The sequence below is a fragment of the Ferruginibacter paludis genome, from assembly GCF_030409685.1.
GTDB classification, from domain to species: Bacteria; Bacteroidota; Bacteroidia; order Chitinophagales; family Chitinophagaceae; genus Ferruginibacter; species Ferruginibacter paludis.
On sequence record NZ_JAUFQJ010000004.1, the window covers coordinates 37,072 to 62,135 of the forward strand.

The 25,064-nt window shown below is 43.5% G+C and carries 15 protein-coding genes; 3 read left to right on the forward strand and 12 right to left on the reverse strand.

Annotation, left to right across the window (positions count from 1 at the left end):
* Positions 1-17: 17 nt before the first annotated feature.
* From QWZ08_RS05910 to QWZ08_RS05920, 3 genes are read left to right on the forward strand one after another with little or no spacing between them, the layout of a single operon-like run.
* On the forward strand, positions 18-1,103 hold the full coding sequence (locus QWZ08_RS05910; RefSeq protein WP_290336328.1) for an alpha/beta hydrolase: 1,086 nt from the start codon (positions 18-20) through the stop codon (positions 1,101-1,103).
* A gap of 40 nt (positions 1,104-1,143) precedes the next feature.
* Positions 1,144-3,087 (forward strand): sialate O-acetylesterase, encoded by a 1,944-nt coding sequence (locus QWZ08_RS05915; protein WP_290336329.1) that lies wholly within the window; start codon positions 1,144-1,146, stop codon positions 3,085-3,087.
* A 38-nt stretch (positions 3,088-3,125) separates the two neighbouring features.
* On the forward strand, positions 3,126-4,667 hold the full coding sequence (locus QWZ08_RS05920) for a glucuronyl esterase domain-containing protein (protein WP_290336330.1): 1,542 nt from the start codon (positions 3,126-3,128) through the stop codon (positions 4,665-4,667).
* Positions 4,668-4,766: 99 nt separating this feature from the next.
* Here the strand turns inward: QWZ08_RS05920 and QWZ08_RS05925 are convergent, their stop codons facing one another.
* The 12 genes from QWZ08_RS05925 to QWZ08_RS05980 all read right to left on the reverse strand — a co-directional run bounded on the left by QWZ08_RS05925 (position 4,767) and on the right by QWZ08_RS05980 (position 24,870).
* Positions 4,767-5,225 (reverse strand): ORF6N domain-containing protein, encoded by a 459-nt coding sequence (locus QWZ08_RS05925; protein WP_290336331.1) that lies wholly within the window; start codon positions 5,223-5,225, stop codon positions 4,767-4,769.
* Between the two features lie 379 nt (positions 5,226-5,604).
* A complete protein-coding gene (locus QWZ08_RS05930; protein WP_290336332.1) occupies positions 5,605-7,314 on the reverse strand; it encodes an alpha-L-arabinofuranosidase in 1,710 nt (569 codons plus the stop codon).
* A 201-nt stretch (positions 7,315-7,515) separates the two neighbouring features.
* A complete protein-coding gene (locus QWZ08_RS05935) occupies positions 7,516-9,063 on the reverse strand; it encodes an IPT/TIG domain-containing protein (protein WP_290336334.1) in 1,548 nt (515 codons plus the stop codon).
* 37 nt (positions 9,064-9,100) lie between these two features.
* The gene (locus QWZ08_RS05940; protein WP_290336335.1) at positions 9,101-10,252 is read right to left on the reverse strand and encodes a glycan-binding surface protein; all 1,152 of its coding nucleotides are present in this window, start codon (positions 10,250-10,252) and stop codon (positions 9,101-9,103) included.
* Between the two features lie 38 nt (positions 10,253-10,290).
* Entirely contained in the window at positions 10,291-12,000 is a 1,710-nt protein-coding gene (locus QWZ08_RS05945; protein ID WP_290336336.1) for a RagB/SusD family nutrient uptake outer membrane protein, read from the reverse strand.
* An 11-nt stretch (positions 12,001-12,011) separates the two neighbouring features.
* Positions 12,012-15,416, reverse strand: a complete 3,405-nt coding sequence (locus QWZ08_RS05950) for a SusC/RagA family TonB-linked outer membrane protein (RefSeq protein ID WP_290336337.1) — start codon at positions 15,414-15,416, stop codon at positions 12,012-12,014.
* A gap of 248 nt (positions 15,417-15,664) precedes the next feature.
* Positions 15,665-16,855, reverse strand: coding sequence for a FecR family protein (locus tag QWZ08_RS05955; protein ID WP_290336338.1), 1,191 nt, complete (start codon positions 16,853-16,855; stop codon positions 15,665-15,667).
* Positions 16,856-16,955: 100 nt separating this feature from the next.
* A complete protein-coding gene (locus QWZ08_RS05960; RefSeq protein ID WP_290336339.1) occupies positions 16,956-17,552 on the reverse strand; it encodes an RNA polymerase sigma-70 factor in 597 nt (198 codons plus the stop codon).
* Between the two features lie 451 nt (positions 17,553-18,003).
* The gene (locus QWZ08_RS05965) at positions 18,004-19,530 is read right to left on the reverse strand and encodes a RagB/SusD family nutrient uptake outer membrane protein (RefSeq protein WP_290336340.1); all 1,527 of its coding nucleotides are present in this window, start codon (positions 19,528-19,530) and stop codon (positions 18,004-18,006) included.
* A gap of 39 nt (positions 19,531-19,569) precedes the next feature.
* Positions 19,570-22,932, reverse strand: a complete 3,363-nt coding sequence (locus tag QWZ08_RS05970; RefSeq protein WP_290336341.1) for a SusC/RagA family TonB-linked outer membrane protein — start codon at positions 22,930-22,932, stop codon at positions 19,570-19,572.
* 165 nt (positions 22,933-23,097) lie between these two features.
* Complete coding sequence (locus QWZ08_RS05975; protein WP_290336342.1) at positions 23,098-24,207, reverse strand: FecR family protein; 1,110 nt, start codon at positions 24,205-24,207, stop codon at positions 23,098-23,100.
* 72 nt (positions 24,208-24,279) lie between these two features.
* Entirely contained in the window at positions 24,280-24,870 is a 591-nt protein-coding gene (locus QWZ08_RS05980; protein WP_290336343.1) for an RNA polymerase sigma factor, read from the reverse strand.
* Positions 24,871-25,064: the final 194 nt, after the last annotated feature.

Consider the following 25,064-nt stretch of genomic DNA (forward strand, 5'->3'; position numbering starts at 1 on the left):
CTTATTAAATACCTACAATGAAAAAAGTATTCCTAGCCCTGTTGCTGTTAAATGTGCTTATCGCAACTGCCCAACAATTTCCGTCGGTAACAATCCCCGGCTCTGAAGTAAGAAAGATTACTTCCACCATTGTCAATGGCCAGGAATATGAATTGCATGTTTTACTCCCTGCCGGTTATTATACCAGCACAAAAAAATACCCGGTGGTATACCTGATGGATTCACAATGGGATTTCCCCGTGGTGAAATCTATCTACGGCCAGCAATATTTTGATGGCTTTATTCCGGAGCTGATTTTGGTGGGTGTTACCTGGGGCGGCGTTCACCCCAACCCCGATAGCCTTCGGGCAAGGGATTATACGCCAACCGGTGAAGCGAGATTGCCCCAAAGCGGTGGTGCGGATCACTTTCTTGATTTTATGAAGCAGGAATTGTTTCCTTTTGTTGAAACCAATTATAAAGCAGACGCCGGTAACCGGATTTTGATGGGCTGCTCGCTGGGGGGACTGTTTACAATGTACACCTTATTCACCCATACGGATATGTTTACCGGTTATGCCGCAGCAAGCCCTGCCGTTGCCTGGGATAATGAAGTATTGTACCGCTTTGAAAAAACTTTTGCTGAAAAGAAATTAGCCAAACTAGTTCGTGTGTATATGACCGTTGGTGATGTAGAAATGGGAAGACCTATGTTTGAAAAATTTGCCGGCGACCTGGCAAAGCATCACTACAGCAATGTACAGCTTCATTCAAAAGTGCTGGAAAACACCGGCCACTCGGGCACCAAAAGCGAAACCTACTCAAGAGGTTTACAATACATTTTTGAAAGAGCAAGGCTACAACTCAGCGCCGAAGAGCTGAATAAATATACCGGTACGTTTCAATCTTCCAAAGGAGAAAAAGTTGTATTGAAGCATGAAGGCAACCAATTGTACTTACTTGCTGGTCCGAAAATTAAATTGCTATTGTATGCCAATACCAAAACTCATTTTTATGCTACGCATGAATTTTTTAATGTGCATTTTAAATTTATAAATGATAAGGTTGAAGCATTTGATTTGGTTCGCTATAGCGGGACACAGACTTTTAATAAATTAAAATAAGCGCTTTTCGCTCATCATTGGCGCTCAAATAAAAATGCGTATGAAAGGAGTATTGGTTGTAGGATTGTTACTTGCTCAGTTGCTGATTGTTGAAACCTCAGCAAGCCAGGTAGTATTACCGCAACTGATACGGGACAGTATGGTATTGCAACGGGATGCTAACATCAATGTATGGGGATGGGCATCGAAAGCAGAAAAAGTAACCATTGCTTTCAATAAAAAAACCTTTAAAACAACAACAGGTGCAGATGGTAAATGGAAAATTGTACTGCCTGCAACGAAGGCTGGTGGCCCTTATACAATGATCATCTCCGGAAAAAATAAAATTGCATTGAATAATATTTTAATCGGTGATGTCTGGTTTTGTAGCGGCCAGTCAAACATGGTGCACCAGTTAAACATTCATGATGTGCGCTATGCGGATGAAATTGCCAAGGCAAATTTTTCGGAGGTAAGACAATTCCTCATTCCCACCCTTACCAGCCTGCAAGGAACGAAAGACAAACTGCCAACTGGTTTTTGGAATGCAGCAGTCGGTGAAGCTGTAAGGCCTTTTTCCGCAGTCGCCTATTTTTTCGCGAAGCAATTGTATCAAAAATATCATGTACCTATCGGCATCATCAATGCAAGTGTTGGCGGCACGCCCATTGAAGCATGGACCAGTGAAGAAGGACTCAAAGATTTTCCGGCACTCATCAGCACCATTCAAAAAAATAAAGACACAGGCTATATCAACAGCCAGGCAAGAATTGCGTTGGCAGCGAATGTGAGCAGACAAAATGCAACCGTGCTAGACAGAGGTTTAACCGGACCACTGCCCTGGTGCGACATCAACTATATCCCCAAAGGGTGGCAAACCATTGCCGTACCCGGCTATTGGGAAGACCAGGGCATCAGCAACCTGGACGGTGTTGTTTGGTACAGAAAGGAAATTGACGTGCCGGCATCGATGGTGGGTAAACCGGCCAAAGTCTTTTTGGGCAGAATTGTGGATGCAGACGTTTTGTATATCAATGGAAAACAAGTTGGTGCTACCACCTACCTATATCCGCAGAGAAGATACCCCATACCTTCAGACCTGTTGAAGACAGGAAAAAATATTGTTGTGGTAAAAGTGACTAATAACGCTGGCAAGGGCGGTTTTGTGAGTGGCAAACCCTATTGTTTGTTTACGGGAAACGACACCATAGATCTAAAAGGTTACTGGCAGTATAAAGTGGGTGAAGTGTTTGCCCCACAAAAAGGCAGCGTTGGCAACAGTGCTATCAGTTTACAAAATCAACCAGCAGCTTTATACAACGCGATGGTGGCTCCCGTTATCAATTACACCATAAAAGGATTTTTATGGTACCAGGGAGAAAGCAATACAAACAATGCTTCCGGCTATACGCAACTACAGCCGGCACAAATTGCGGACTGGCGCAGTAAATGGCAGCAGGCTAATCTGCCCTTTCTGTGGGTACAGTTACCCAATTTCATGGATGCTAATTATCTTCCCTCAGAAAGCCAGTGGGCGGAGTTGAGAGAGGCACAATTAAAATCGTTGTCTTTGTCCAATACCGGGATGGCGGTTGCCATTGACCTGGGTGAATGGAACGACATACATCCCGACAATAAAAAAGACGTGGGCGAACGACTGGCACTGGTTGCCAGAAAAGTGGCGTACGGAGAAGATATAGTTTATTCAGGTCCGCTTTTTCAATCTGCTTCCATTGATGGAAATAAGATCACCATTTCATTTACCAACACCGGTGCCGGTCTTGTAAGTAAGGGTGGAGAACCGTTGAGTGAATTTGCCATTGCAGGCGCCGATAAAAAATTTGTTTGGGCAAGTGCCGTCATTAAAGGCGACAAAGTAATTGTGTGGAATGATTCTGTCACAGCTCCTTTGTATGTCCGGTATGCCTGGGCCGACAACCCGGTTAATCCAAACCTGTATAACAAAGAAGGTCTAACTGCATCGCCATTCAGAACAGATCAATAAAAACTTTTTTTTCTAAATCTTGAAAAAACGGCTGCTGTATGAAAAAATATCTGATACTATTTTTGTCCATTTGCATAACGACTGCAATAAATGCACAAACTACCACCATTGATAGCAGTAAGTATCCCCGACTGAACAGCTTTACTGCCCAGCAGGACCATGCGCTCATGATGAAGCAACTGGGTATTACTGCTTTGAGGCCCGGCCCGAGTGGCAACCCTGCAGACGCCAATCATGCCAACGAAGATGAGTCGCTCGCCAATCCTTGTCCGTTGCTGCCAGATGCCTTAACAACTAAAAAAGGTAAAAAGGTAACCACGGCAGATCAATGGTGGAAGGAAAGACGCCCCGAGATTGCTGCAGATTTTGAAACAGCAATGTATGGAAAGATACCGGCCAAAACCCCTCAGGTAACCTGGACCGCAAAGATTACCGACTACGAATTTGTTGGCCGTACACCTGTTATTGCAAAGCAACTGATAGGCCACGTTGATAACAGCGACTATCCGCTAATTGATGTCAACATCAACATGGTACTGGTGCTGCCAATGAATGTAAAAGGTCCGGTTCCGGTACTGATGATGTTTGGCTTTCCTGCATTGCCTTCGCCTGCGCAGCCCTCTCCGGCCGATATGGAAAAACTGAACGCTACATTTAAAGAGCTGATGATAAAACAGAACCCGGAATTAAAATCGGTGTTTGATCGCTACCCTGCTTACTCACCCGTTACCCGGTTGGCAGGCCCTAATTTTTTTGCGCCACCTCCCACTGATCCTTCACCAACAGAACAATTGCTGGCAGCAGGCTGGGGTTATTGTGTACTGGAACCCAACAGCGTGCAGGCCGACAATGGTGCAGGCCTTACAAGAGGGATCATTGGCCTGGTAAATAAAGGTCAACCACGCAAGCCGGATGACTGGGGCGCTTTGAGAGCCTGGGGCTGGGGCGCCTCCAGGGCATTGGATTATTTTGAAACAGACAGCCTGATCAATACAAAAAAAGTCGGCATAGAAGGTGTGTCCCGTTATGGTAAAGCAGCTTTGGTAACCATGGCATTTGATCAGCGTTTTGCGGTGGTGCTGGTAGGCTCTTCCGGAAAAGGTGGCGCTACTCTACACCGCCGCACATTTGGCGAAGCTGTTGAAAGTCTTGCCGGCAGTGGCGAATATCACTGGATGGCGGGTAACTATTTAAAATATGCAACAGCAGCATCTTCCTTCGGCAGCAAAACAGGTTGCGACCTTCCGGTGGATTCGCATGAACTGATTGCATTGTGTGCACCAAGACCCACTTTTATCAGTTACGGCATTCCTGAAAAAGGCGATGCTAAATGGCTGGATCAAATGGGCAGTTATAAAGCTACTATTGCAGCAGGTACCGTTTTTAAACTGCTCGGTGCAAAAGACCTTGGTGTGAGCAATGATTACAACACAGAAAAAATGCCACCGGTATTGACTGGTTTGCTGGATGGCCAACTGGCCTGGCGGCAGCATGATGGCGGGCATACGGATGCTCCCAATTTTTCCACTTTTATTCCCTGGGCGAATAGGGAATTGAAGTATGAAAAAGTGGCAAAGTAATGGCCTTGTATTTGGTGAAGTTTTAGGGTCGCAGCATACCCTAATCTATTGGCGAGCAATCCCATTTTACCAAATGTTGCTCTTTTCGCCAGAGTGACTTTAATCGTACTGCTTAAATCCTATTCTATTTCGCGGACTTGGCTTTGCATCTTTTTCTATTAATTCCTTGAGTACGGCAAAAATATTTTCAATATCCTTACTGTTTCCCTTTACTTCTTTCTCCAACTTAGCAAGTTGTAACAAAATTTCTTTGTGGGTGAGTGCATATTCTCTGACTTTTACAAAAACCCTAACCACTCTTATATTTACTTCTATCGCCGTCTTGCTATTTAAAATACATGATAGCATTGTTACCCCTTGTTCTGTAAAACAAAACGGTGCTGCACCTCCAAAATAACTTTTTGATGGTATCACATTTTGTGACACCATGCCGTCTATTTCTTTACCCGTCATTTCAAACATAAAATCCTTCGGAAATCGGTCCATGTTTCTTTTAACAGCCTGCTTTAATACCCTGGTCTTTATTCCATACAGTTCGGCCAGGTCTCTGTCAAGCATTATTTTTCTCCCCTAACTACATAAATACGGTTCAATATTTTTTGCTCAATTACCAATGCCTGCAATTCGTTCTTGCCATCGTCATTGATTTATCTACAAAATTAAAGTTTTAAAAAATGGTATCACAAATTGCGACCCCTCAATTCAGAGTGATTGATCTGCTGTAGTGATCGTAGAGAACTTAGCTCATATAAGGCAGGTGGAGGATTCAATCCACGCCAAATAAAAGTCTCGCTGTTTAAAATCACACAAAGAAAAATAAAAGGAGTGTTCACGACGACCAGCATCGGGTTGCGCAATATCACGTTATGAAAATACCCGCTGAAAAACAGCGGGTATTAACAAACATCATCGTGTACATGCAACAATATGCAATCAATTATTTTTTATCCACCACCAGCATTACTGCACCCAGTGCGGGTATGGTCACTTTTATTCCACCGGTTGTTACCGCAGACCAGGCTTTTAAATTGGCATAAGTAGCCGGCCCGCCGGCATCCCCGGCCGGACCGTTACCGTTTACCAATACCTTCCTGGAGAATTCTCCATTATCGTTACTACCCTCCAGGCTATACCAGTAAAACCGGTTGCCGCTGTAGAAATTTTTCATTTTTATTTCTGCTGTCTGCGCCGTGGAAGAAGTATTCACCAGGGTTACATTTACCTGGCCGGAGGTGTAGGTAGAGGCATACGCTTTCACCACATTGCTGCCAACAACCGATGCATTCACCAGCCGGTCGCCCAGCATTTTTTGCAGGTAATACAAATAATAAAAACTGGGGCGTGGGCTCCATTTGACGATGCCCCCCGGTTCATCTCCGCTGCTGAACAGGCCATGATCGTCACCGTTGCTCCAGCCATTGATCATGTCCCAACGTGCCGACATGCCGTATTTATTTTTCAAAGCTTCTCCCATTACCAAAACTGCAAACACGCCGCTGGTGTTGGATACCTGTTGTTTTTGTGTATTGGAAGTCATGTTCCATTCATCCATGGCTACAGGCTTTATTGCCGCACCGTACGATTGCAATGTTTGTGTTACATACTGCATCATGGCTGACGGCACCGACAGTGCGGAAGACAATATCACATTCGCATTGTCATTGGTTTGGTACGGTGTAAAATAGTTGTGTACTACATAAAAATCTGCTTTGCCATTCACGCCCGGCATCATGCCTGCGTTCCAGGTTTTAAGGGTATTGGTTTGCCAGGCTTCCGGAGAAGGCGCTTCTGCAGTTACGGCGCCGATATAAATAGTCTTTCCTATTTCCGTGGCTGCTTTTTGCATGGAGTCAACAAACACTTTAAAATGTTGTGCATACAGTGCACCGGTTAAAAATTCCGGTTGTCCGTCTTTATTGGCAGCAACATCAATGCGGTATCCCCACTCCCAGTTGCCAAAATTTTCATTGCCAATTTCCCAAAACTGGGTGCGGCCATTGTCGTACCGTACCCAATCTGCTGCCAGGTGTGCTGCAGCTGCCACCGGGTCGGCACTCGTACCATAACGGGCATAGCCATAGTTAATGGTAATGATGCCTTTGTTGTTGGTTTGTTGCAGCATGGTGTAATAATTATCCAGGTTGCATTGCCAGTTATAGTTTGTTTTGCCGTAATTATATCCGGGCTCTTTTTTAATACCGGCATCATCCAATAACATCGTTGGCGCATCGGCGGGCCTTGCATCCTGTACGGCATTCCAAAAATACGCGTCGCTGGAACTGCCACCGGGAAAGCGGATGATGTGCGGGTGAAGATTGGTAACCGGTTCAATGATTCTTGCATCGCCTGCAACAGGGCCCATCCACCAAACTGCATTGTGACCAAATTCAGCCAGTGGTATTTTTGTAATGATAGCCGTAGCATCCACCGTTACGGTATTGGTTGCGGCACCGGGAACAGCTGTTTCCGTAAAGGCAGGCGCCGTAAAGCTTTTAGCCTGCCAGTCGTCTAAAAAAAAGCCGATGGTGTTGGCAGTGGCCGGATCTTTACCGGGTGTGATGGTGGTATCAGTTGTACCACCCGGATTAACCGGCGGAGCCGGTGTTGAGGGCGATTTTTTACAGGCAAAAATGATTACCAGTAACATAACAACTGACCCTGTTATACGATTTTTATGATTCAATAACATTTTTAGAAGTTTAGAATGTAGACTGGCGGCCATTCCACGACCAGTCGCTAACATCAACAATGCATTTATTGTTACAAAATGTTGTTTGTATTTCTCAAAAACATCCGCCAGCTCAGTCATTTTAACTGAGCAGCAGATGTTTTATTTTATCAACCAAAACTATCTTAATCCAACATGATCAATGTAAACAACGCCGGCGAAGCCTGCAGATTGCAATACTATTTCCTTTAATGGATTGGGACTTCCCAAAGCCGATAGATTGATGCTGTAGGTTGTCCACTCACCTCCCACAATGGTAACGGGGTAAGCCGTGCCATAACCTCCGTTGATCACAACGTTCATGGTTTTGCCTTCAGTACCCGGCGTACCAAACAAAGAGAATTCCAGTTTGGAATAAGTGCCCGTTGCTGCGCCGGCATCGTTGTGAAAAGTAATGCCCTCGTAACCACCGGAACCATAGGTCGCCTTAATGGATTTATCTCCCTGCCTTACAATTGCAGTGCTACTGAAATCATTTCCTGCCCATGACCAGTTTTGAAAACCATTTTGCAAAGCATCTGTATAAATGGCATAGACAAAATCAGCCAACGGTGGCAGCCCACCGATAAAATCCAGCACCTGTGCAGATTCTATGGTAAGGGTGGAGTTCAATACATTCAATGTGATCTTTCCTTTTAATGCTCCCGCAGGCGCCTTTACAACAATTTTAGTGGCTGACTGGCTCACAAAACTTGTCACGGGTGCTGTAATCCCCGTGAAGGCTACACCCGTTGCAAGGTCAAGGTTGGTGCCGGTGATGGTTAATTCTCCTTCCTGCGCAATGGGGTTAGGTGCTATCGTTGTTATCGCCGGCAATAGTACTGCCAGGTCATCTGCTGATGTTACGGTAACCTGCGAATGCGCCGCCAGCGTGAGCTTTCCTTTGCCCGCTCCTGCAGGTACTTTCACCACAATTTGCGTAGCGCTCTGGCTTTCGAACACGGTTACCGGTGTTGCCACACCATTAAAAATAACAGCAGCAGCCAGATCAAGATTGGTACCTGTAATAGTAAGATTGGTCTGGTGCTTTACAGGGTTGGGTGACAATGCAGTAATGGAAGGAAGTGTAACCTTTACCACACTATCTGTTTCAAACGTCAGTGGGTCTGTCCCGCTGGTGGTGATAAACAAAGTGCCTGTTTGTGCATTGGCAGGCACTTTGATTACGAGTTCATTCAACGATTGGCTAACAAAGGTGGTTTCAGCGATGTCTTTTGAAAACGTAACAACTTTTACCCAGTTCAGGAAGTTTCCTTTGATGGTGATATTTTCCCCCGGTCTTGCTTCTGATGTGATGGACGTAATGGTAACAGGCACTTCAAAATTTACTTTTGTTTTAGACACTACATCTCCGTCGGGTGTTTTTAATGTTGCGTACCCCTGCACAGCCGCATCCGGTATAACAAACACGATTTTTTCTGCTGTATGTTCAGTAAAAGCGCTCGCAGGAATGGTGGCGCCAGCAAGATCAATTTCAGTCACCTTATCTAAATTGTTACCGATAAAAATAATGTTGTCGCCATGCTTTGCGCCGGTGGGGCCAAAGCTCAGTAACTCTACCTTACCCGAATTGCTGGTTGTATCTTTTTTGCAGGAGCTGATCATTGCGATGGCCACAAAAAGGCATAGCAACCTAAGCATTGTTTTATTTAATATTGTTCTGGTCATTTGATTAATTTTTTTTGACGGCCATTAAATGAGTTGCTTACTTTTTGATAACTTTTGGAACGATCCTGAAATTATCAAACGACATATCACAGTCCAGGTCGCCCGGGCCATGAAACCATACACGGCTGTAATAACCCTTTGCACTTACGGCAAGCGGAGCACCATAAGCTTTTACAATCTCCTCAAAAGGAATGGTTACTGTCTGCCACTCGCCCTTGGTGTCATAGGGTGGCATCCACCTGTATTCATTTGCATTAAAGTCATTGCTCAGGCCCACATTTATTTTCAGCACATTGCCGTTGTAAGGCTTAATGGTATTCAATTCAAACTTCAGGTTATAGTCAGCTGGTTTCAGGATGGCTTCATCCGGTACATTTTTGCTGATGTCGCCCATGGCATCTGGCGGTCCACCGGCAATTTCCATCCATGACCAGGCACCGATGGCTTTTTTAACACGGATATAATTTCCGTTGATAGCCGGAGGATCGCCTGCACCCGGACTGCTCACCACAAAAGAAGCATTCCACCAGCCGGTAAAAGGATCGCTGCTGATGAAAATATTGCGGTTATCCCTGAACCAGAAATCAGATTTTGTTTCACCGAAATTTGTTTTAACGGTTACCTGGCCCGGTGTTGCGCCTGCAGGTACCCTCACTTTAATGATCTTATCCTGAACCGAAACAAGTTCACCTGTTGCACCACCTGCAAACGTTACAGTAAGCGGTTCATAAAAGAAGTCTCCCCGGATGGTTGCTATATCGCCGGTTAAGGTGTACTCATTTTCCATCCCTGAAACCAGTGGCTCACTGATACTTACTTTAAAATCATATAACAACGTATCCCTGTTGGCGAAAACAAGTTTCAGTTTGTTGGTGATCACTGTTGGGATAGGGCTCGGAACACTTACCAGTATCGAGGTGCTCGTAATGTAAGTAGAAGTGAGTGAAGACTTCTGATCATTGAACCAAACTTCTACGGTGTTCTCCAGATTTTCGCCAATGATGGCTACCAGGTTTCCCTGCCCTGCTGAAACCAATAAAGAATCCGATGACTCCGGTGCTGTGACCCTTACATATTGAATTCTTGGAACACCATTGTTGGGTTGCTCATCTTTTTTACACGAGATAAAAGCACCCGTCATGGCTATCACCAGGATCAGCAGCTGTTTAATTTTTTTTATATTTTTCATTTTACTGACGAATAATAATTTGATGAAATAGTGTTGGCTTATGGATAGTCTACAGCAGGCTTGGAAAGATTGGGCGCCTGGCTCTTTTCTGTTGCCGGTATCGGCAATAAAAAATTACCGGAGTTGGCATCAATCTTTCTTTCGGTGGTGGCCCAGGAAGTCTTCCTGATCGTCCAGTTGGTAGGGTTCGGAAATACATCGGGGGTAATATTGTACAGGCCTCTGTCCTGCGAATTTAAAATGCTGTAGGCCTTACCAGGGTTGTAATAATGCAGGCTCACCAAATCGTACCATCCCATTGATTCCATGGCAAACTCCTTAAATCTTTCAGATAAAATAATATCCAGTGTTAACGGTGTGGCTGCACCGCTAACGGGGTCTGTTGCCGTAATTGGAGCCAGACCAGCCCGGGTATGCACTTTGTTAAAATATTCCAACGCCGTGGCATCCACCGTTGAAGCGTTGTTACCCAACACTGCTTCTGCATAAATTAAATACATTTCAGCCAAGCGCATCATATAGGTATTGTTAGGATAGCGTTGCGCCTGTACTATAAAACCAAGATCTTCTGATTTACCCACCACATATTTTTTTATGCTCGAAAAATTCACATCGCCTTTCACATAAGGAAAAATCAATTTCTGATTTACACCATTCAGCAATTGGGTGATTTCAGGGTAACTGGCACCGGGCAACATATAGGTTGCTTTTAAGCGCTGATCCAGCGTACGCCCTTTTATCACTGTATCGCCGGAATCCATAAAGCCATCGTACTGACTCAGCATCCACCAAGTTGCCCCCTTGTCGCCACCCCATCCTTCTACACTAATATCAGAGCTGTAATTGAGGTAAGAAGGAGCACTGTTGCCTACGCCATAACCTGCATCGCCGGAGAGGGCTACCCATTGCAATTCGAATAATGATTCCGCATTATTATCGTATGGATATTTAAACAGGTCCGCATAGTTGCTTAGCAAGTTTAAGTGGCTGTTGTTGATTACCCGCTGTGCATAATATTTTGCACTATCCAGGAACGATTGATTTCTTACTCCTCCAACTGATTCTACTCCAGCTCTTGTTAAGTAAAATCTCGCCAGCATACCTTCCGCTGACCATTTGCTAACGCGGCCTGTCTGTGTAGGTGTCTCAGGTAAATCTTCAGCCACCGCACGCATTTCCCTGGTGATAAAACGCCAGATACTTGCAGATGTGTTTTTATTGATGGTGGTATCATTCAACAGGGTAAGATTGTTTTCAATTACCGGCACATCGCCCCAGTTCATAGTAAGATACCGGTAGGCAACAGCCCGCATAAATCTGGCCTCAGCGATGGCAATCTTTTTTACTGTTGGACTAACTGCCGGCCCTGCATATTTATTAATGTTGGCAATGGCAAGGTTCGATTGGCCCACTACTATAAAAAAAGCACGCCATGCCGCATCATTTTCCGGGGTGATATCTGTTGTATTAAATAACACATTGCCCCTGTCGTTGTACGCAGAAAATGCGGTACCCGCCCTGAAGTCGCCAAGGTTATAAGAAGCTTTGTCATTGTAATCAAACCAAACTTTGCTGTATAACAGATTGGTGGCTGCCAATACCTGTTCATCTGTCTGGTAAAAACTGGCATCCACTACCGAGTCGGTCGGTGGCTTTTCCAGGAAGCTTTTTTTGCACCCAGCAAAAAGGATCACAGACAGCAATGAGCCAATTAAAAAATACTTTCTGTTTATATTAATTTTCTTCATTGTAATAAGATTTAAAAGTTTACACCCAGGCTGAATGTATAAATAGGGGTTAACGGATAGCGGCCAAAGTCGAGCCCGATGGCCTGGTTACCAGCGTAGGTATTGGCGCCTACATAAGAGCCTACTTCAGGGTCAAAGCCGGAGTAACCGGTGATGGTGGCTACGTTTTGTGCACCGATGGTGGCTCGGATACCCTTTACCAGTTTTTGTTTTGCAATCAATTTAGCAGGCAGGTTATAGGACAGGGACACATTTTTAAGCCTTACAAAAGAACCATCTTCTACCCATTTGCTGCTGGTAGTTCCATAATTATTGTCATTGGCTATTTGCGAACTGGTTAACCTCGGAACATTTGTACCTGCATTCTCAATCACCGGGTTGCCATTTTTATCCGTGGTCAACCTTGCATAATCCATGGCACTAATCAGCAAATTGCGGCTGGTATAAATAGTAGATGTTTTTGAATTTACTTTTGCCAAATGGTTGTAAATATCATTGCCAAAAGTGCCGGTAATCAAAATGCTTAAATCAAATCCTTTGTAAGAAAATGTATTGGTAAATCCACCAAACAATTTTGGCCAGGGGTTACCAATATTGGTTTCATCATGAAAATCTATTTTTCCATCACCATTCATATCCCGGTATTTTACATCGCCGATCCAAACGCCCGCTACAGCATCCGTTGGCAGCCTGTTTCCGTTATTATCTACCCTAACGGCACTTGAATTGATTTCATCAATAGATTGAAACAAGCCTTCCGCAATATAGCCGCGGAACAACCAGGGAGCTTCACCAACAGCTGAACGTTGTGTCCAGTTATCCAGCCACCAGCTGGTACGGTCAACAAACGCGGCATCGGAATAAAACTTTTTAATGGTTGTTTTAAAAGCAGATAAATTGATGTTGGACTCCCATTTAAAATTGTTGTTGCTTACATTAATCGTATTGATGGTAAGGCCCCACCCTTTTGTTTGCAGGGAGCCGATGTTAACTGTAGGATTGCCGACAGACCCTGTACCGTTGGTACCCATGTACCATGGAAGCGGATTATCCATCAGCAGGTTGTTGGTATTTTTAATATAGTAGTCGGCCTCGATGGTAATTTTATTTTTCAGCAGGCCAACGTTAATACCAATATTATTCGTGTTGGTTTCTTCCCATTTTAATGCGGGGTTACCATACCTGCCGGGTAAAAAGCCAATGCCTAAATCGGTTGGGCCTGTAACCAACGGTGAATAAATGCCGCCACTTCCCTGGTTTCCGGTAAGACCTGTTTCTACCCTTAATTTTAATTCGCTGATAGCAGGAACATCAAAAAACTTTTCCTGCGAAACCCGCCATGCGCCGGATACAGAAGGAAAAGTTCCCCACCTGTCATCCGGACCAAAGTTGGATGAACCATCTCTTCTAACCGTACCTGTTACAATGTAGCGGTTATCATAATTGTAATTGATCCTTCCCAGGTAAGACTCCATGCCCCAAGGACCAGAGCCTCCGCTGTTGGTACCGGGTGCGGCGCCGGCGGCAAGATCAAAAACGTTATTAGTAAGATAACCCGACCTGCTGGCACCAATGTTCTGCCATTTGGATTCCTGCGATTCATGGCTCGCCATTACGCTAACGTTGTGTTTACCAAACTGCTTGTTGTACTCCAGCAACTGGTTCCAGTTCCAGTAAGTACTCATACCAATATTATTGGTTAAAGTAGCCGATGTATTGATGGCCCAGCCGATATGATAAGTAGGATTAAAATATACCGAATTGGAATAATTGATGTCTGTGTTAAAAGATGTCCTGAACGTAAGGTCTTTTGTTATGTTAATCCCGAGATTCAATCCACCTAAAAATTGCCTTCTCCTGTTGGTATTGGTTCTTAAACTGGCAATCGCTATCGGGTTAACGGGAGCAAACTGGTTGGCCCCATTTACGTTATCACCGCCGCCCCATTCGCCGTTCAGGTTTTTAACCGGCACCTGTGGTGTCAATTGAATTGCATCAGAGATCACACTTTCCGAACTGGTGGTGAGTTTTTCATTGATCTGGCTAAAACTGATGTTGGCGCCAATGGTGATCCATTCTCTTGGTTTGTTATCCATATTTACACGAAAGCCATACCGGTCAAAGCCAGAGCCAAGCGCAATTCCATCCTGCTTTAAATATTCTCCCGACATATAATAAGTGGTAGTATTGCCACCACCGCTAAGGCTCAACTGGTGTTTTTGCATCGCGGCATTGTTAAACAATTCGCCCTGCCAGTCTGTTCCTTTTCCTAAGAGAGAAGGATCTAAAAATTCGCCCGGCGTTGTGCCTCCTGCCAGTGCGTGGTAATCTTTTACCATCTGCGCATACTGGCGTAGATCCATCACCTGTAAATGTTTGGGTGGCGTTTGCAGGTTGTACTGGTATCCATACGTTAATTTAGCTTCGCCTGCTTTGCCTCGTTTTGTAGTAATTAACAAAACGCCATTGGTGGCCCTTGAACCATAAATGGCAGTTGCCGAAGGTCCCTGCAATACCTGTATATCTTCTATGTCAGAAGGATTAAGTCCAGACAATGGATTTGACGAGTTGGTAGTACCGCCACCCTGTATCTGAACCCCGTCTATTACATACAACGGTTCCGTATTGCCGTTGATAGAACTAATGCCACGAATAGCAACCGAAATACCACCACCCGGCTGACCAGAATTCTGCGTTACATACACACCAGCTGCCCTGCCCTGTATGGCTTGTTCAATCGTGGTGTTGATGGTTTTCTCCATCACTTTGGAGGACACCGTGGTTTGCGCACTCGTAAGGTTGATTCTTTTTGATTTACCATACCCAATCACCACCATATCGTTCATAGAAGACACTTCGATGGACATAGTAAGGTTGATGGTTGATTTGCCTTTGACAGAAACATTGACTGTTTTGTAACCCACGTAGCTGAAACTCAACACGGCGTTATCCGGCACTGTTATAGAAAACTCGCCCTGGTCATTGGTACTAACACCGGCTTTTTCACCCTGTATGGCAACCGTTACTCCCGCAAGCGGACTGCCTTTTTCATCCTTCACCGTTCCTTTTATTGTAACCTGCAGGGTTACCGGAGGTGGTGCAGCTGCATCAAAATTTACTTCTTCTTTACGCCGGATGGTAATCGCTTTTTCAACGATGGTAAAGTTTAAAGGCTGGTCTTTAAAACAGACTTCCAGCACCTGTTCTATCGAAGCATCTTTTACTTCGATATCAAATTTTTTAGCTTGTCGCAACAGCTCATCCTGGTAAAAAAACTGGAAACCTGTTTTCCGGTGAATTTCTTTGAACACTTTTTCAAGAGAAGTATTTCGCTGAGAGATGGAAATACTCTGGGCTTTTCCTTTGGCACTCACCTGCAGTAGGGCGGCGATTAATAAAACAGCAGTCAATTTCATAACTAGCAATGTTTTGTGGGTGACTGCCAACGCCCGCTGGACGTATGGCACCGAACACGAATTTTTCATACTTTTGTCAAGTTTGGTTTAAACATTTAGCAATCCTTCCTGTTTGTAATGATGGATAAACTCAACTACCACCAGGGACGCCGCAAACGTTCCTGGTTTTTATTTTTGAGTAATCCGGGGTATTAAAATCTGAACTAAAAAACCTTATTTATTTCTTTAAAAAATAAGGATGTAATACACTAAGCCAATACAATCAGTTTCCGCCCCTCAATTTTAAATCGAACACCTCCATCCTGCATTATTTTAAGCACCTGGCTGATATCATTATTACGGCTTACCACGCCCGTAAAATGGCCGGCAGGAATTTTTCCTTCGTAGGCCACATCCACATTATACCACCTTGAAATCTGCCGCATCACCGTTTGTATATCTGCGGAGTTAAACTGAAACCAGCCATTCTTCCAGGCCATCACTTCTTCCACATCTGCCGCTTCAATTTTGATGGCTCCGGTTTTGTCAACCAGGGATTGCTGACCAGGTACCAGCATTTTTACAGCAGCCCCTTCCGATACCTTTACAGATCCTTCCAGCAGGGTGGTGTTTACAGAATTTTCATCGTCGTATGCCATGATGTCAAAGTGTGTTCCCAGCACTTCTACTTCCATATTCTTTACGGTTATTTTAAAAGGCATTGCAGCGTTTTTAGCCACTTCAAAATAGGCTTCGCCGGTAACAGAAACCTTCCTTTCTTTTCCTTTAAAAATGGTGGGGAAATGGATAGACGAAGAAGCATTCAACCAAACTTTACTGCCATCAGGCAATATCAGTTGGTATTGCCCGCCAACAGGCGTTGCCAGTGTATTGTACACCACATCAGGGTTTGAGGCAGCACCAGCATTGTAAGCTAACGTCGCCGTATTTAATCGCACCACTTTTGTAGTGCCTTGTTTTGTAAGTTCTCCCTGGTGGGTGGTATCTAAAATAATTGTTGAACCATCAGCCAGTGTAAGCATGGCTTTGTCTCCGCCCGGCGTAATCGCCTTTTTTGGCATACTATTTTTTTGAACCTGTACAATAGGTTGCGGTCCAGGTTTTGACTTTATCAAGAACCATGTACCCAAAACTGCCACAAAAATCACGGCCGCTGCGGCCACCCGGCGGGTGATAAAGAAATAATTTTTGTTATGATTAATGACGGGTGCGGCAGCTTTTCCTTTCGCCAGGATATTGGCGAACATATCTTCGCTTTGTTCTTTTGTAAACTGCTGTCCGGGTGTCTCAAAGCTTCGCCAGGTTTCGGTAATTAATGATTGTACTTCGGCATCGTTTTCACGTTGCAGCAGCAGCTCCGTTAATTCATCCCGTTCCTGAGCAGTAGCGGTTTCGTTAAAGTAAACCTTGAATAAATAAGCAAGTCTTGATTGGCTCATAATTAAATGATGCGAAAGAATAAAAGGATACACCTTTTAAAGCTTCCACCATTAGTAAGACAACTGAATTGAAAAAAGGAGGTAATGAGGAAAGAAAAAATTAATAATTAAATAACCGTACCAGCAAAAAAAGAAAAATACCAATGTGCGTACGGAGATGATTTTTTAAAAAACGCAGTGCCAGCACCATGTGTTTCTTCACTGTTTCAAGAGAAATGTTTAATGCAGTCGCTATCTCTTCCTGGTGCAGGCCTTCTCTTCTGCTTAACAGGTACACCTTTTTTTGTTGCGGGGGAAGTAGGGCAATTGCCTGGTCAATTAATTCGCTGGTGTTGATGTGAGTGTCTGTCTCGTTCTGGTCATTGGCTGCAAGCCTTAATACATTGTTTACCCAGGCTGTTTGCCGGCTCCTGTCTCGGGCAATTTGTTTTAAACTGTTGAGGGCATGGTTCCTGGCCACAACAATCAGGTATGCTTTAAAGCAGGTGATTTCCGCCAGCACACCGCGGTTGATCCAGATTTTTAGAAACACATCCTGTACTATCTCCTGGGTAAGCGGCTCCGATTTTATCAACCGAAAAATAAAGCTCCCCAGTAGCTGATGATAATTTTCAAACAGTTCTGCAAAAGCATGCTCATCGTCGGCTGCTACTTTAGCTAACAGTATTTTTTCTTTATCGTTGGAAGAATGGAACAAGCAGTGATCGTTTTAGTCTTAAGCAATGGCTGGTACAAAACTAAGTGGTTTGAACCATTATTACAGACCATCTCAACATGATATTTTATCCGATTCAAGTATTTTTTGCACTTATAATCTGTTATGAACTGTTTTGCTTAAAATGAAGCAATGACACCTCAGTAATTTGCCGCAAAAAAATTGCCTGCTGCGAAATGATTGAAAAGTAAATGGCATACGCAATCCGATATTTTTCCTCTCTGTCTTATTAATTGTAAAAACACACATAACATCATTATTAATCGCCTCAACCGATAAAACGATCTGCCTGCAAATGCCTGTCCATTTCTTTAAAATTGATTTCAGGTCATATTCTAGCAAGGCATTGTTATAAAAATCAACGGAGGTTAAATAATGTTGGCAAAAAAATAGAGGCTTTTTTATGGCCTCTATTTTTATATTGGATCAAACGTTATTTTATTAAAGGATTGGTAGAAGTTTCAATCGCAGGGATCGGAAACAGGTCAACCTGGCCCGGCACTCTTTCCGGGATAATAGAAGGAAAATATCCTTTTTTTCTCCAGCGTAGGATGTCGAAACTGGCCAGTTCTTCCGCACCTAATTCCACTGTTCTTTCATGCATTACTGCTTTTAATGCATCATTTTTTGAAGCCAGTGTAACAGGCGGCATGTTTACTCCGGGCCTGCTGCGCACTTCATTAATGTAGCTGGCGGCTTGCGCTGGTGTTCCTACTTCCGCTTCACATTCTGCCAGTAGCAATAATATATCAGCATAGCGGATTACACGCTGGTTTATTCCACCCGGATGAAACCCTGAATTTACATAATCGTAAATATTGTATTTACGGAAGAACCTTTTTTTAGTCGACCCATTCCTCGTGCTGGCCGCAATATTCATCATATCTGCAGTAAGCTTTAAAGGAGTGCCGGGACCGGATTTCAGGATCGTGTCTCCTTCTTCAAAGATGGTAAATTTATACCTTGGGTCGTTTGCTTCAAATTCATTCAAAAACTGGTTAGAAGGAATTACGTTACCCCAGGTAATACCATACTCCTGGTTGCGTACGGTACTCAGCGGACTGGTTGAACCTTCACCATTATAACCCCAGTTAAAATTGTTATCTCCTTTATCAACAAAGACAACTTCAAAAATAGATTCCGAATTAAACTCATGGCCGGATGCAACGGCAGCATTGTTATCGTCTTTAATATCGCCGTCAAAATTCCACTGGTAATTGGGTGCCAGCGTATATTTTCCGTACACTTTCAACAAGGCTGTTTTAGCCGCATCATAATCTCCTTTCTGCATCAGCACTTTACCCAATAAGGAATTGGCAGCGCCTTTTGTTGCCCGGCCATTATCCGAAGGTCCGTAGCTTTCCGGCAAGGCTTCTGCAGCGGCTGTTAAATCGCTGATGATTAATGCATAAATATCTGCAGCAGGTGATTTGCCTTTGAAATCTGTAGAAGAGGCAACTGGCTGCGTATACATCGGAACATCACCCCACTGCGCTACCAGTTCAAAATAGGCCCATCCTCTCAAAAATTTTGTTTCGCCAACCACTCTGTCCCGCAGCGCTGTATTGTCGGTTATGGCAGGCGCCTTGTCAAGCACCAGGTTAGCCCGGTTGATCATTTGATAGCAACCGCTCCAAACATTGGACATTACTGCATTTGATGGTGCCGGTGATGGCTGACTAAGCAGTTCTGCTCTTGGGGCTTCCAGTTGGGGGCCGCCGGAGGCAGCTTCCCCGCCCCGCATATCGTGCGTAAAAAACCATTCACGACCTACCAGTTCGCCGGAACGCAGTGTTGAATAAATGGCGTTTACACCGTTTTGCAATTCGGAGGCTGTTTTAAAATAACTAAGTGTTGTTGGGTTATTTTCATCAAAAACATTCAGCTTTTTGTTACAGCCCAATGTACCGGTAAGTACCAGTGCTGTTGCAATTATTGCCTTGTTAATATGTTGTTTCATGATAATCTGATTATTTAAAAAATGACGTAAATGATTCTATTAAAAATTGGCCTGTATGCCCGCCTGGAATGACTTTGGCTGAGGATATACCGCAAAGTCGATACCGTTGGTTAAAGATGAATTGGGTGTTCTGTTTCCCACTTCCGGATCATACCCGGTGTACTTGGTAAACGTCAGCAGATTTTGAGCGGATACATAGATACGCAAACTTTTGAGCGTTCCTTTTGTGAGCGACTGCAGTGATTTCGATTGAAAGCTGTAGCCTAACATCACATTCTTTAACCGGGTAAAAGAACCATCTTCTAAAAACCTGGTAGAAGGACGGGCATTTTGATTAGGATCTGATGATATTGCACGGGGAATGGCGGTGTTAGTGTTAGTAGGTGTCCACGCATTTAAAACCTGTGTACCTGCATTAAAGAAACGAACCATGCCTTCAGTAATAACCCTGGTAGCATTGAACACTTTATTACCCTGTACGCCCTGGAAGAAAATGGAGGCATCAAAATTCTTATAGTTGGCACCGAGGTTAAATGCATACGTTACTTTAGGAATAAAGCTTCCTAAAAAAGTACGGTCATTGTTATCAATTACACCATCACCATTCAGGTCTTTAAACATAATATCACCAGGTGCAGTTGCACTAGTTTGTTTGGCATGCTTGGTAACATCGCCTGCATTCTGAAAAATGCCTTCTGTTACCCAGCCATAGAATGCCTGTATAGGGTGACCAACTGCAGTGTTGGTAATATTATAACTACCGAAGTCAGCATCGCCGCCGGCTTCAATATTCGAAACGCCTTCAGCCAATCTTGTAACCTGGTTGGTAACAAAACTCATGTTGGTACTCGCAAACCATTTAAAATCTCCTTCACGGTCGTTATAGCCCAGTTGAAATTCAAACCCGTTGTTTTTCATTGAACCAACGTTTTGCGGAACAGTACCGGTGAGGTAACCAAAGGAAGAAGGTAGCGGAACGTTTAATATTAAGTTGTCTGTTTTACGTTGATAATATTCTGCCGACAAAGTGAACTTGTTTTTTAATAAACCCAGGTCAAGCCCGATATTTACCTGTTTGGTTTTTTCCCATTCCAGGTTCTTATTTCCCAAACGTTGAATGGAAGAAGATGGACCACCAGTAATTGAACCACCAAAAGGATACTGGGCACTGTTAGCTGCAACACTTACCTGCCATGGAGTGTTACCTAATACTGTACCGTTAAGACCAGTAATACCATAACCACCTCTTAATTTTAATTCTGAAATCAGGGATTGACTTCTCATAAAATTTTCCTGGTCTATTCTCCAACCGATAGAGGCTGATGGGAAAGTTGCCCATTTTTTACCAGGTGCCCAAACAGAAAGTCCGTCACGCCGAACGGCTACACTCAATAAATACCTGCTGTTGAAATCGTAATTGATACGACCGAGGTAAGATAACAGGGCGTTTTCACCAACCAATGTTTGTACAGAAACATTGCTGGCATTGTTCAATGTTTTCAGATCATTGGATGCCTGGTTACCACTTGCATTTTCCTGTTTGGTAGTTTGATTCTGTTGCTCATATACCGCAATGGCATTGATGTGGTGATTGCCAAAAGTTTTATCAAACGACAATTGCTGTGTATATAATAATACAGTAGAAATATTGCGGTTGTTGGTAATGGTAGCTTGTGTGGCGCTTGAACCCGCAATGGCACCATTGTCATTAAAGATGGGAGCAAAACGATAATCTAACCCGTTGGCATAATCAATACCGAAAGTGGATTTGAATTTAAGCCAGTTGGTGAAATTAACATCAAGATAGGCTGTACCAAATATCTTGGCTGTTGTTCTGTTACCCGGATTTTTGAGGGTTGCATCCTCAACAGGATTGGTAGGGTCGCCACCATCCTTTGTTGCATCTACTCCCCTGAAACCACCATTAGAAGTTGGATCAGACACAGGAATATGCGGCATCATCCTGATAACATTTACAAGGTTTGTTCTTGAACCCGTTTCATTGTTATCGTACGCCTGGTTGCCGGACGCTGCATATAAATTTTCACCAAAGGTGAATACCTTACTGATCACATGATCTGAATTAATGCGGAAATTATACCGGCGATAGGCTACGCTTGGTGCGGTACCCTGCTGATCTGTATAGCCAGCTGAAGCATAAAACCGGGAAATATTGTTTCCACCGCTTAAGCCAATATTGTGCTGCGTCATTACGCCTCTTTTAAAGTAAGCATCCTGCCAGTTGGTATTGGTTTGTCCATAAGTTTGGGTTGCACCAGCATATACAGGTTCATCAATCATCGGGGCAGTAAGGCGTGGAACCTGGCTGCCTCTGTAAGCAAGTGCGTACTGTTTAAACTGTTCTGTGTTGAGCAATGACAGACGTTCGGTGACTTCCTGTGTACCAACATATGAATCCAGGCTGATACTTAGTTTACCATCTCTTTTTCCTTTTTTGGTAGTAATCATAATTACACCATTGGTAGCTCTTGAGCCATAAATGGCAGCAGCGGAAGCATCCTTTAAAACGTCCACAGACTCGATGTCTTTTACATCAATAGCCGAAAGATTACCTGTAGGAAAACCATCTACAATATATAAAGGATCAGATGCAAAACTGATAGAGCTGATACCGCGGATACGAACAATCGGGTCTGAACCCGGACTACCGTTATTGGTTACCTGCAAACCCGCAACACGGCCCTGCAATGCCTGCGAAATAGACACCGCAGGCAGCTCATTCAAAGTTTTACTGTTTACACTGGAAACAGCGCCGGTAATGAGCGTTCTTTTTTGTGTACCGTACCCCACCACTACAACTTCATTAAGTGATTTATTTGATAAAGGCATTACTACCGCTACCGAGGTTTTACCTTCAATGTTGATTTCCTGCGATACTCTTCCGATAAATGAAAACTGTAAAAATTTTACGTCGTCAGCCACATCAATCGCAAACGACCCGTTATCGGCGGTAATGGTGGCTTTGTTTGAACCCTTCATTGTAACAGAAACTCCGGCAAGGGGTTCGCCGTTTTCGCCCGTTACTGTTCCGGTAATATTGCGGATGTTTTTTTCCTGGGTGTCATTTAAAAAATTGTCTTTCCTGGAAATAATAATGATACCAGTGCTTTTATCATACCGGTATTTGAGGTTGATCTGCAGCATTACAGCATCCATCACTTCGGATACCGGTGTTTCTTTTGCACTGACCGTAACAATCTTTCCTTGCGGAATTATATCATTACTAAACGTAAACCTCAGTTTGGTTTCACTTTCAATCGCTTTAAAAAAAGAAGTAACAGAAACTTCTTTTAGTGAAAGCGTCACTTTGACGTCCTGGGAAAACCCACCGGCATGAGCCAGCACGGTACTGGCAAAAAGCAGGATTAAAGTTAATTTCATAATTTTTAGCAGCTTCGTTAGAGGCGGATTTGCATACCCCCGCCTGCAAGGATGTTTTTTTTTCATACCTTTATTTTGGTTTTAATTAAAAAATAGAATCACTTAAGTTTTAAGTGGTTCAAAATTTTGGTACGGGAAAGTGTTGCCGCACTTTTCCCGTATTTTTTATTTAGACAGGTTTATTGTTACGATAGTATCGTCTTTAATAGTATAATTAAAGTGCCTTGATTCTTTTAAAAAGTTAAGCACCGTGATCAAATCTTCTTTTTCAAATACGCCCGAAAAGTGATAATTACGCAGGGCATCGTCTTCAAAATTGATCTTTACATTGTACCATCTTTCCAAGAGCCGCGCTATCTCATCAAACTCTTCATCAAAAAATATCAGCTTGTCTGCCTTCCAGGCAATTTCTTTTATGATGCCGTCATTTGTTACTACAATTTTTTTACGCAGGCTGTCTGCTTGCATTATATTACTGGTTGACAGAACTGTGGATTCAGATGCTTTCTTGCTATCGATGTGAACTGTTTTCCACTTAATTTTTTCGTTTGGATGCAGCACCAGCTTTAAATTATTTTCTTCAATCAGCGTAACCTCCACCAGTCCTCTTATCAAAGCAGTTTCGGTAAATAATTCATTTTGATATGCCTTTACATTAAATGCGGTGCCCAGTGCCTTTACTTCCATCGCAGCTGTATGCACAATGAAGGGAATTTTTGCATTGTGCTTCACCTCGAAAAAAGCTTCGCCCTGCAGGTATACTTCACGTGATTCAACGCCAAAATGTTGATTGATCCTTACAGTACTTCCAGAATTAATAGCCACACTGGATCCGTCGGGCAATTGAATCGTTTTTCTTTCGCCGTAAGCTGCTGCATAAGTCTGGATATCCCCGGCAGTATTTTTATTAAAATAGCCCCTGGCAATAAACAACCCGGTAATGATGAAAACAACGGCCGCAACTTTAATCGCCAATCTGAAAATGTTTCGTCTTTTTTTGTCAGCCACGCTTTCCATCCTGATTACAGGGGCTGCGGATGTGCTGTCTATACTGTTTTTTAACCTGGTCACCTGCTCCTCAAGGTCGGCCTCGGCCAATGCATTGAACAGCTCGATATATCTTTCTCTGGCATGCGCTACAAGTGCAGCATGCGCGGGACTAATTTGTATATAATTCTCCCAATACTTTACATCGTTCTGGTCAGACTGCTTACAATAGTTTATAAAAGAGTCCATCAACAACAGATCTTCAATATCATGTTTAACATCAATCATGCGTTGCAATTAATATTCATTAATAAATAGAGAGTGGAAAAAACTTTTTTTACCCGTTTTTTGAAAAATATTTTACGAAACAGGTTGGGAGTCTAAAACTGCAGCACGGGCAGACCTGCCCTTAGTAAGGTTGGACTTAAGCCTTTTCAGTCCTTCATGAATTTTATTATACACCGTACGATGTGATAAACCAGTTCTTTGCACAATGTCTTCATAAGCCAGTCCTTCATAAAACTTCAGTTCAATCAGTTCTTTCTGGCGGCCGGGTAGTTCATTTATCTGGGAGCTTAGTAATGTACCTAACTGGATGTGTTGTTCTTTTGCTACAAGTTTTTCCTCGGGGTTAAGGCAGGTTTCGTTTATAGACTCTACCCACGCAATGTGCAATGCGCCTTGCTTTTGGCAATTTTTGCAGTCTGCTGCAAGCTTTCGTAAAAGAGAAGTAACAAGGTAATTTTTTATATTTCTTGCAGGCTGCAGCGTATCTCTTTTTTCCCACAGGTATAAAAAAAGTTCGTGAATGGCATCCTTCACCAATGAAGCATTACTATTTTGCTTCAGGCCAAGAAATAACAGGCAATGATAATACTGCTGGTATAATGCAACCAGCATTTCCTTATCGCCATGCCTGAGGCCCAGCCATAATTCTTCATCGCTATTCATACGCAATCGTTAATATAATTAATCATGCCTGACCTTTCTAAACCGCCACAACAAAACTGACGGGTGATCTTTTACCTTACCAACCCGAACATGGATTTTGTCAAAATCAACGCTTTGGCTACCAGTCTTTTTATGGATGCATTTTTGCAATGCTATACATGCGCTGCTTCTCTGAAACATTTATCAACAGTCAC

Coding starts and splice junctions, on each gene's coding strand:
- QWZ08_RS05910 (WP_290336328.1), top strand. CDS start 18: ATGAAAAAAGTATTCCTAGCCCTGTTGCTGTTAAATGTGCTTATCGCA.
- QWZ08_RS05915 (WP_290336329.1), top strand. CDS start 1,144: ATGAAAGGAGTATTGGTTGTAGGATTGTTACTTGCTCAGTTGCTGATT.
- QWZ08_RS05920 (WP_290336330.1), top strand. CDS start 3,126: ATGAAAAAATATCTGATACTATTTTTGTCCATTTGCATAACGACTGCA.
- QWZ08_RS05925 (WP_290336331.1), bottom strand. CDS start 5,225: ATGCTTGACAGAGACCTGGCCGAACTGTATGGAATAAAGACCAGGGTA.
- QWZ08_RS05930 (WP_290336332.1), bottom strand. CDS start 7,314: ATGTTACTGGTAATCATTTTTGCCTGTAAAAAATCGCCCTCAACACCG.
- QWZ08_RS05935 (WP_290336334.1), bottom strand. CDS start 9,063: ATGACCAGAACAATATTAAATAAAACAATGCTTAGGTTGCTATGCCTT.
- QWZ08_RS05940 (WP_290336335.1), bottom strand. CDS start 10,252: ATGAAAAATATAAAAAAAATTAAACAGCTGCTGATCCTGGTGATAGCC.
- QWZ08_RS05945 (WP_290336336.1), bottom strand. CDS start 12,000: ATGAAGAAAATTAATATAAACAGAAAGTATTTTTTAATTGGCTCATTG.
- QWZ08_RS05950 (WP_290336337.1), bottom strand. CDS start 15,416: ATGAAATTGACTGCTGTTTTATTAATCGCCGCCCTACTGCAGGTGAGT.
- QWZ08_RS05955 (WP_290336338.1), bottom strand. CDS start 16,855: ATGAGCCAATCAAGACTTGCTTATTTATTCAAGGTTTACTTTAACGAA.
- QWZ08_RS05965 (WP_290336340.1), bottom strand. CDS start 19,530: ATGAAACAACATATTAACAAGGCAATAATTGCAACAGCACTGGTACTT.
- QWZ08_RS05970 (WP_290336341.1), bottom strand. CDS start 22,932: ATGAAATTAACTTTAATCCTGCTTTTTGCCAGTACCGTGCTGGCTCAT.
- QWZ08_RS05975 (WP_290336342.1), bottom strand. CDS start 24,207: ATGATTGATGTTAAACATGATATTGAAGATCTGTTGTTGATGGACTCT.
- QWZ08_RS05980 (WP_290336343.1), bottom strand. CDS start 24,870: ATGAATAGCGATGAAGAATTATGGCTGGGCCTCAGGCATGGCGATAAG.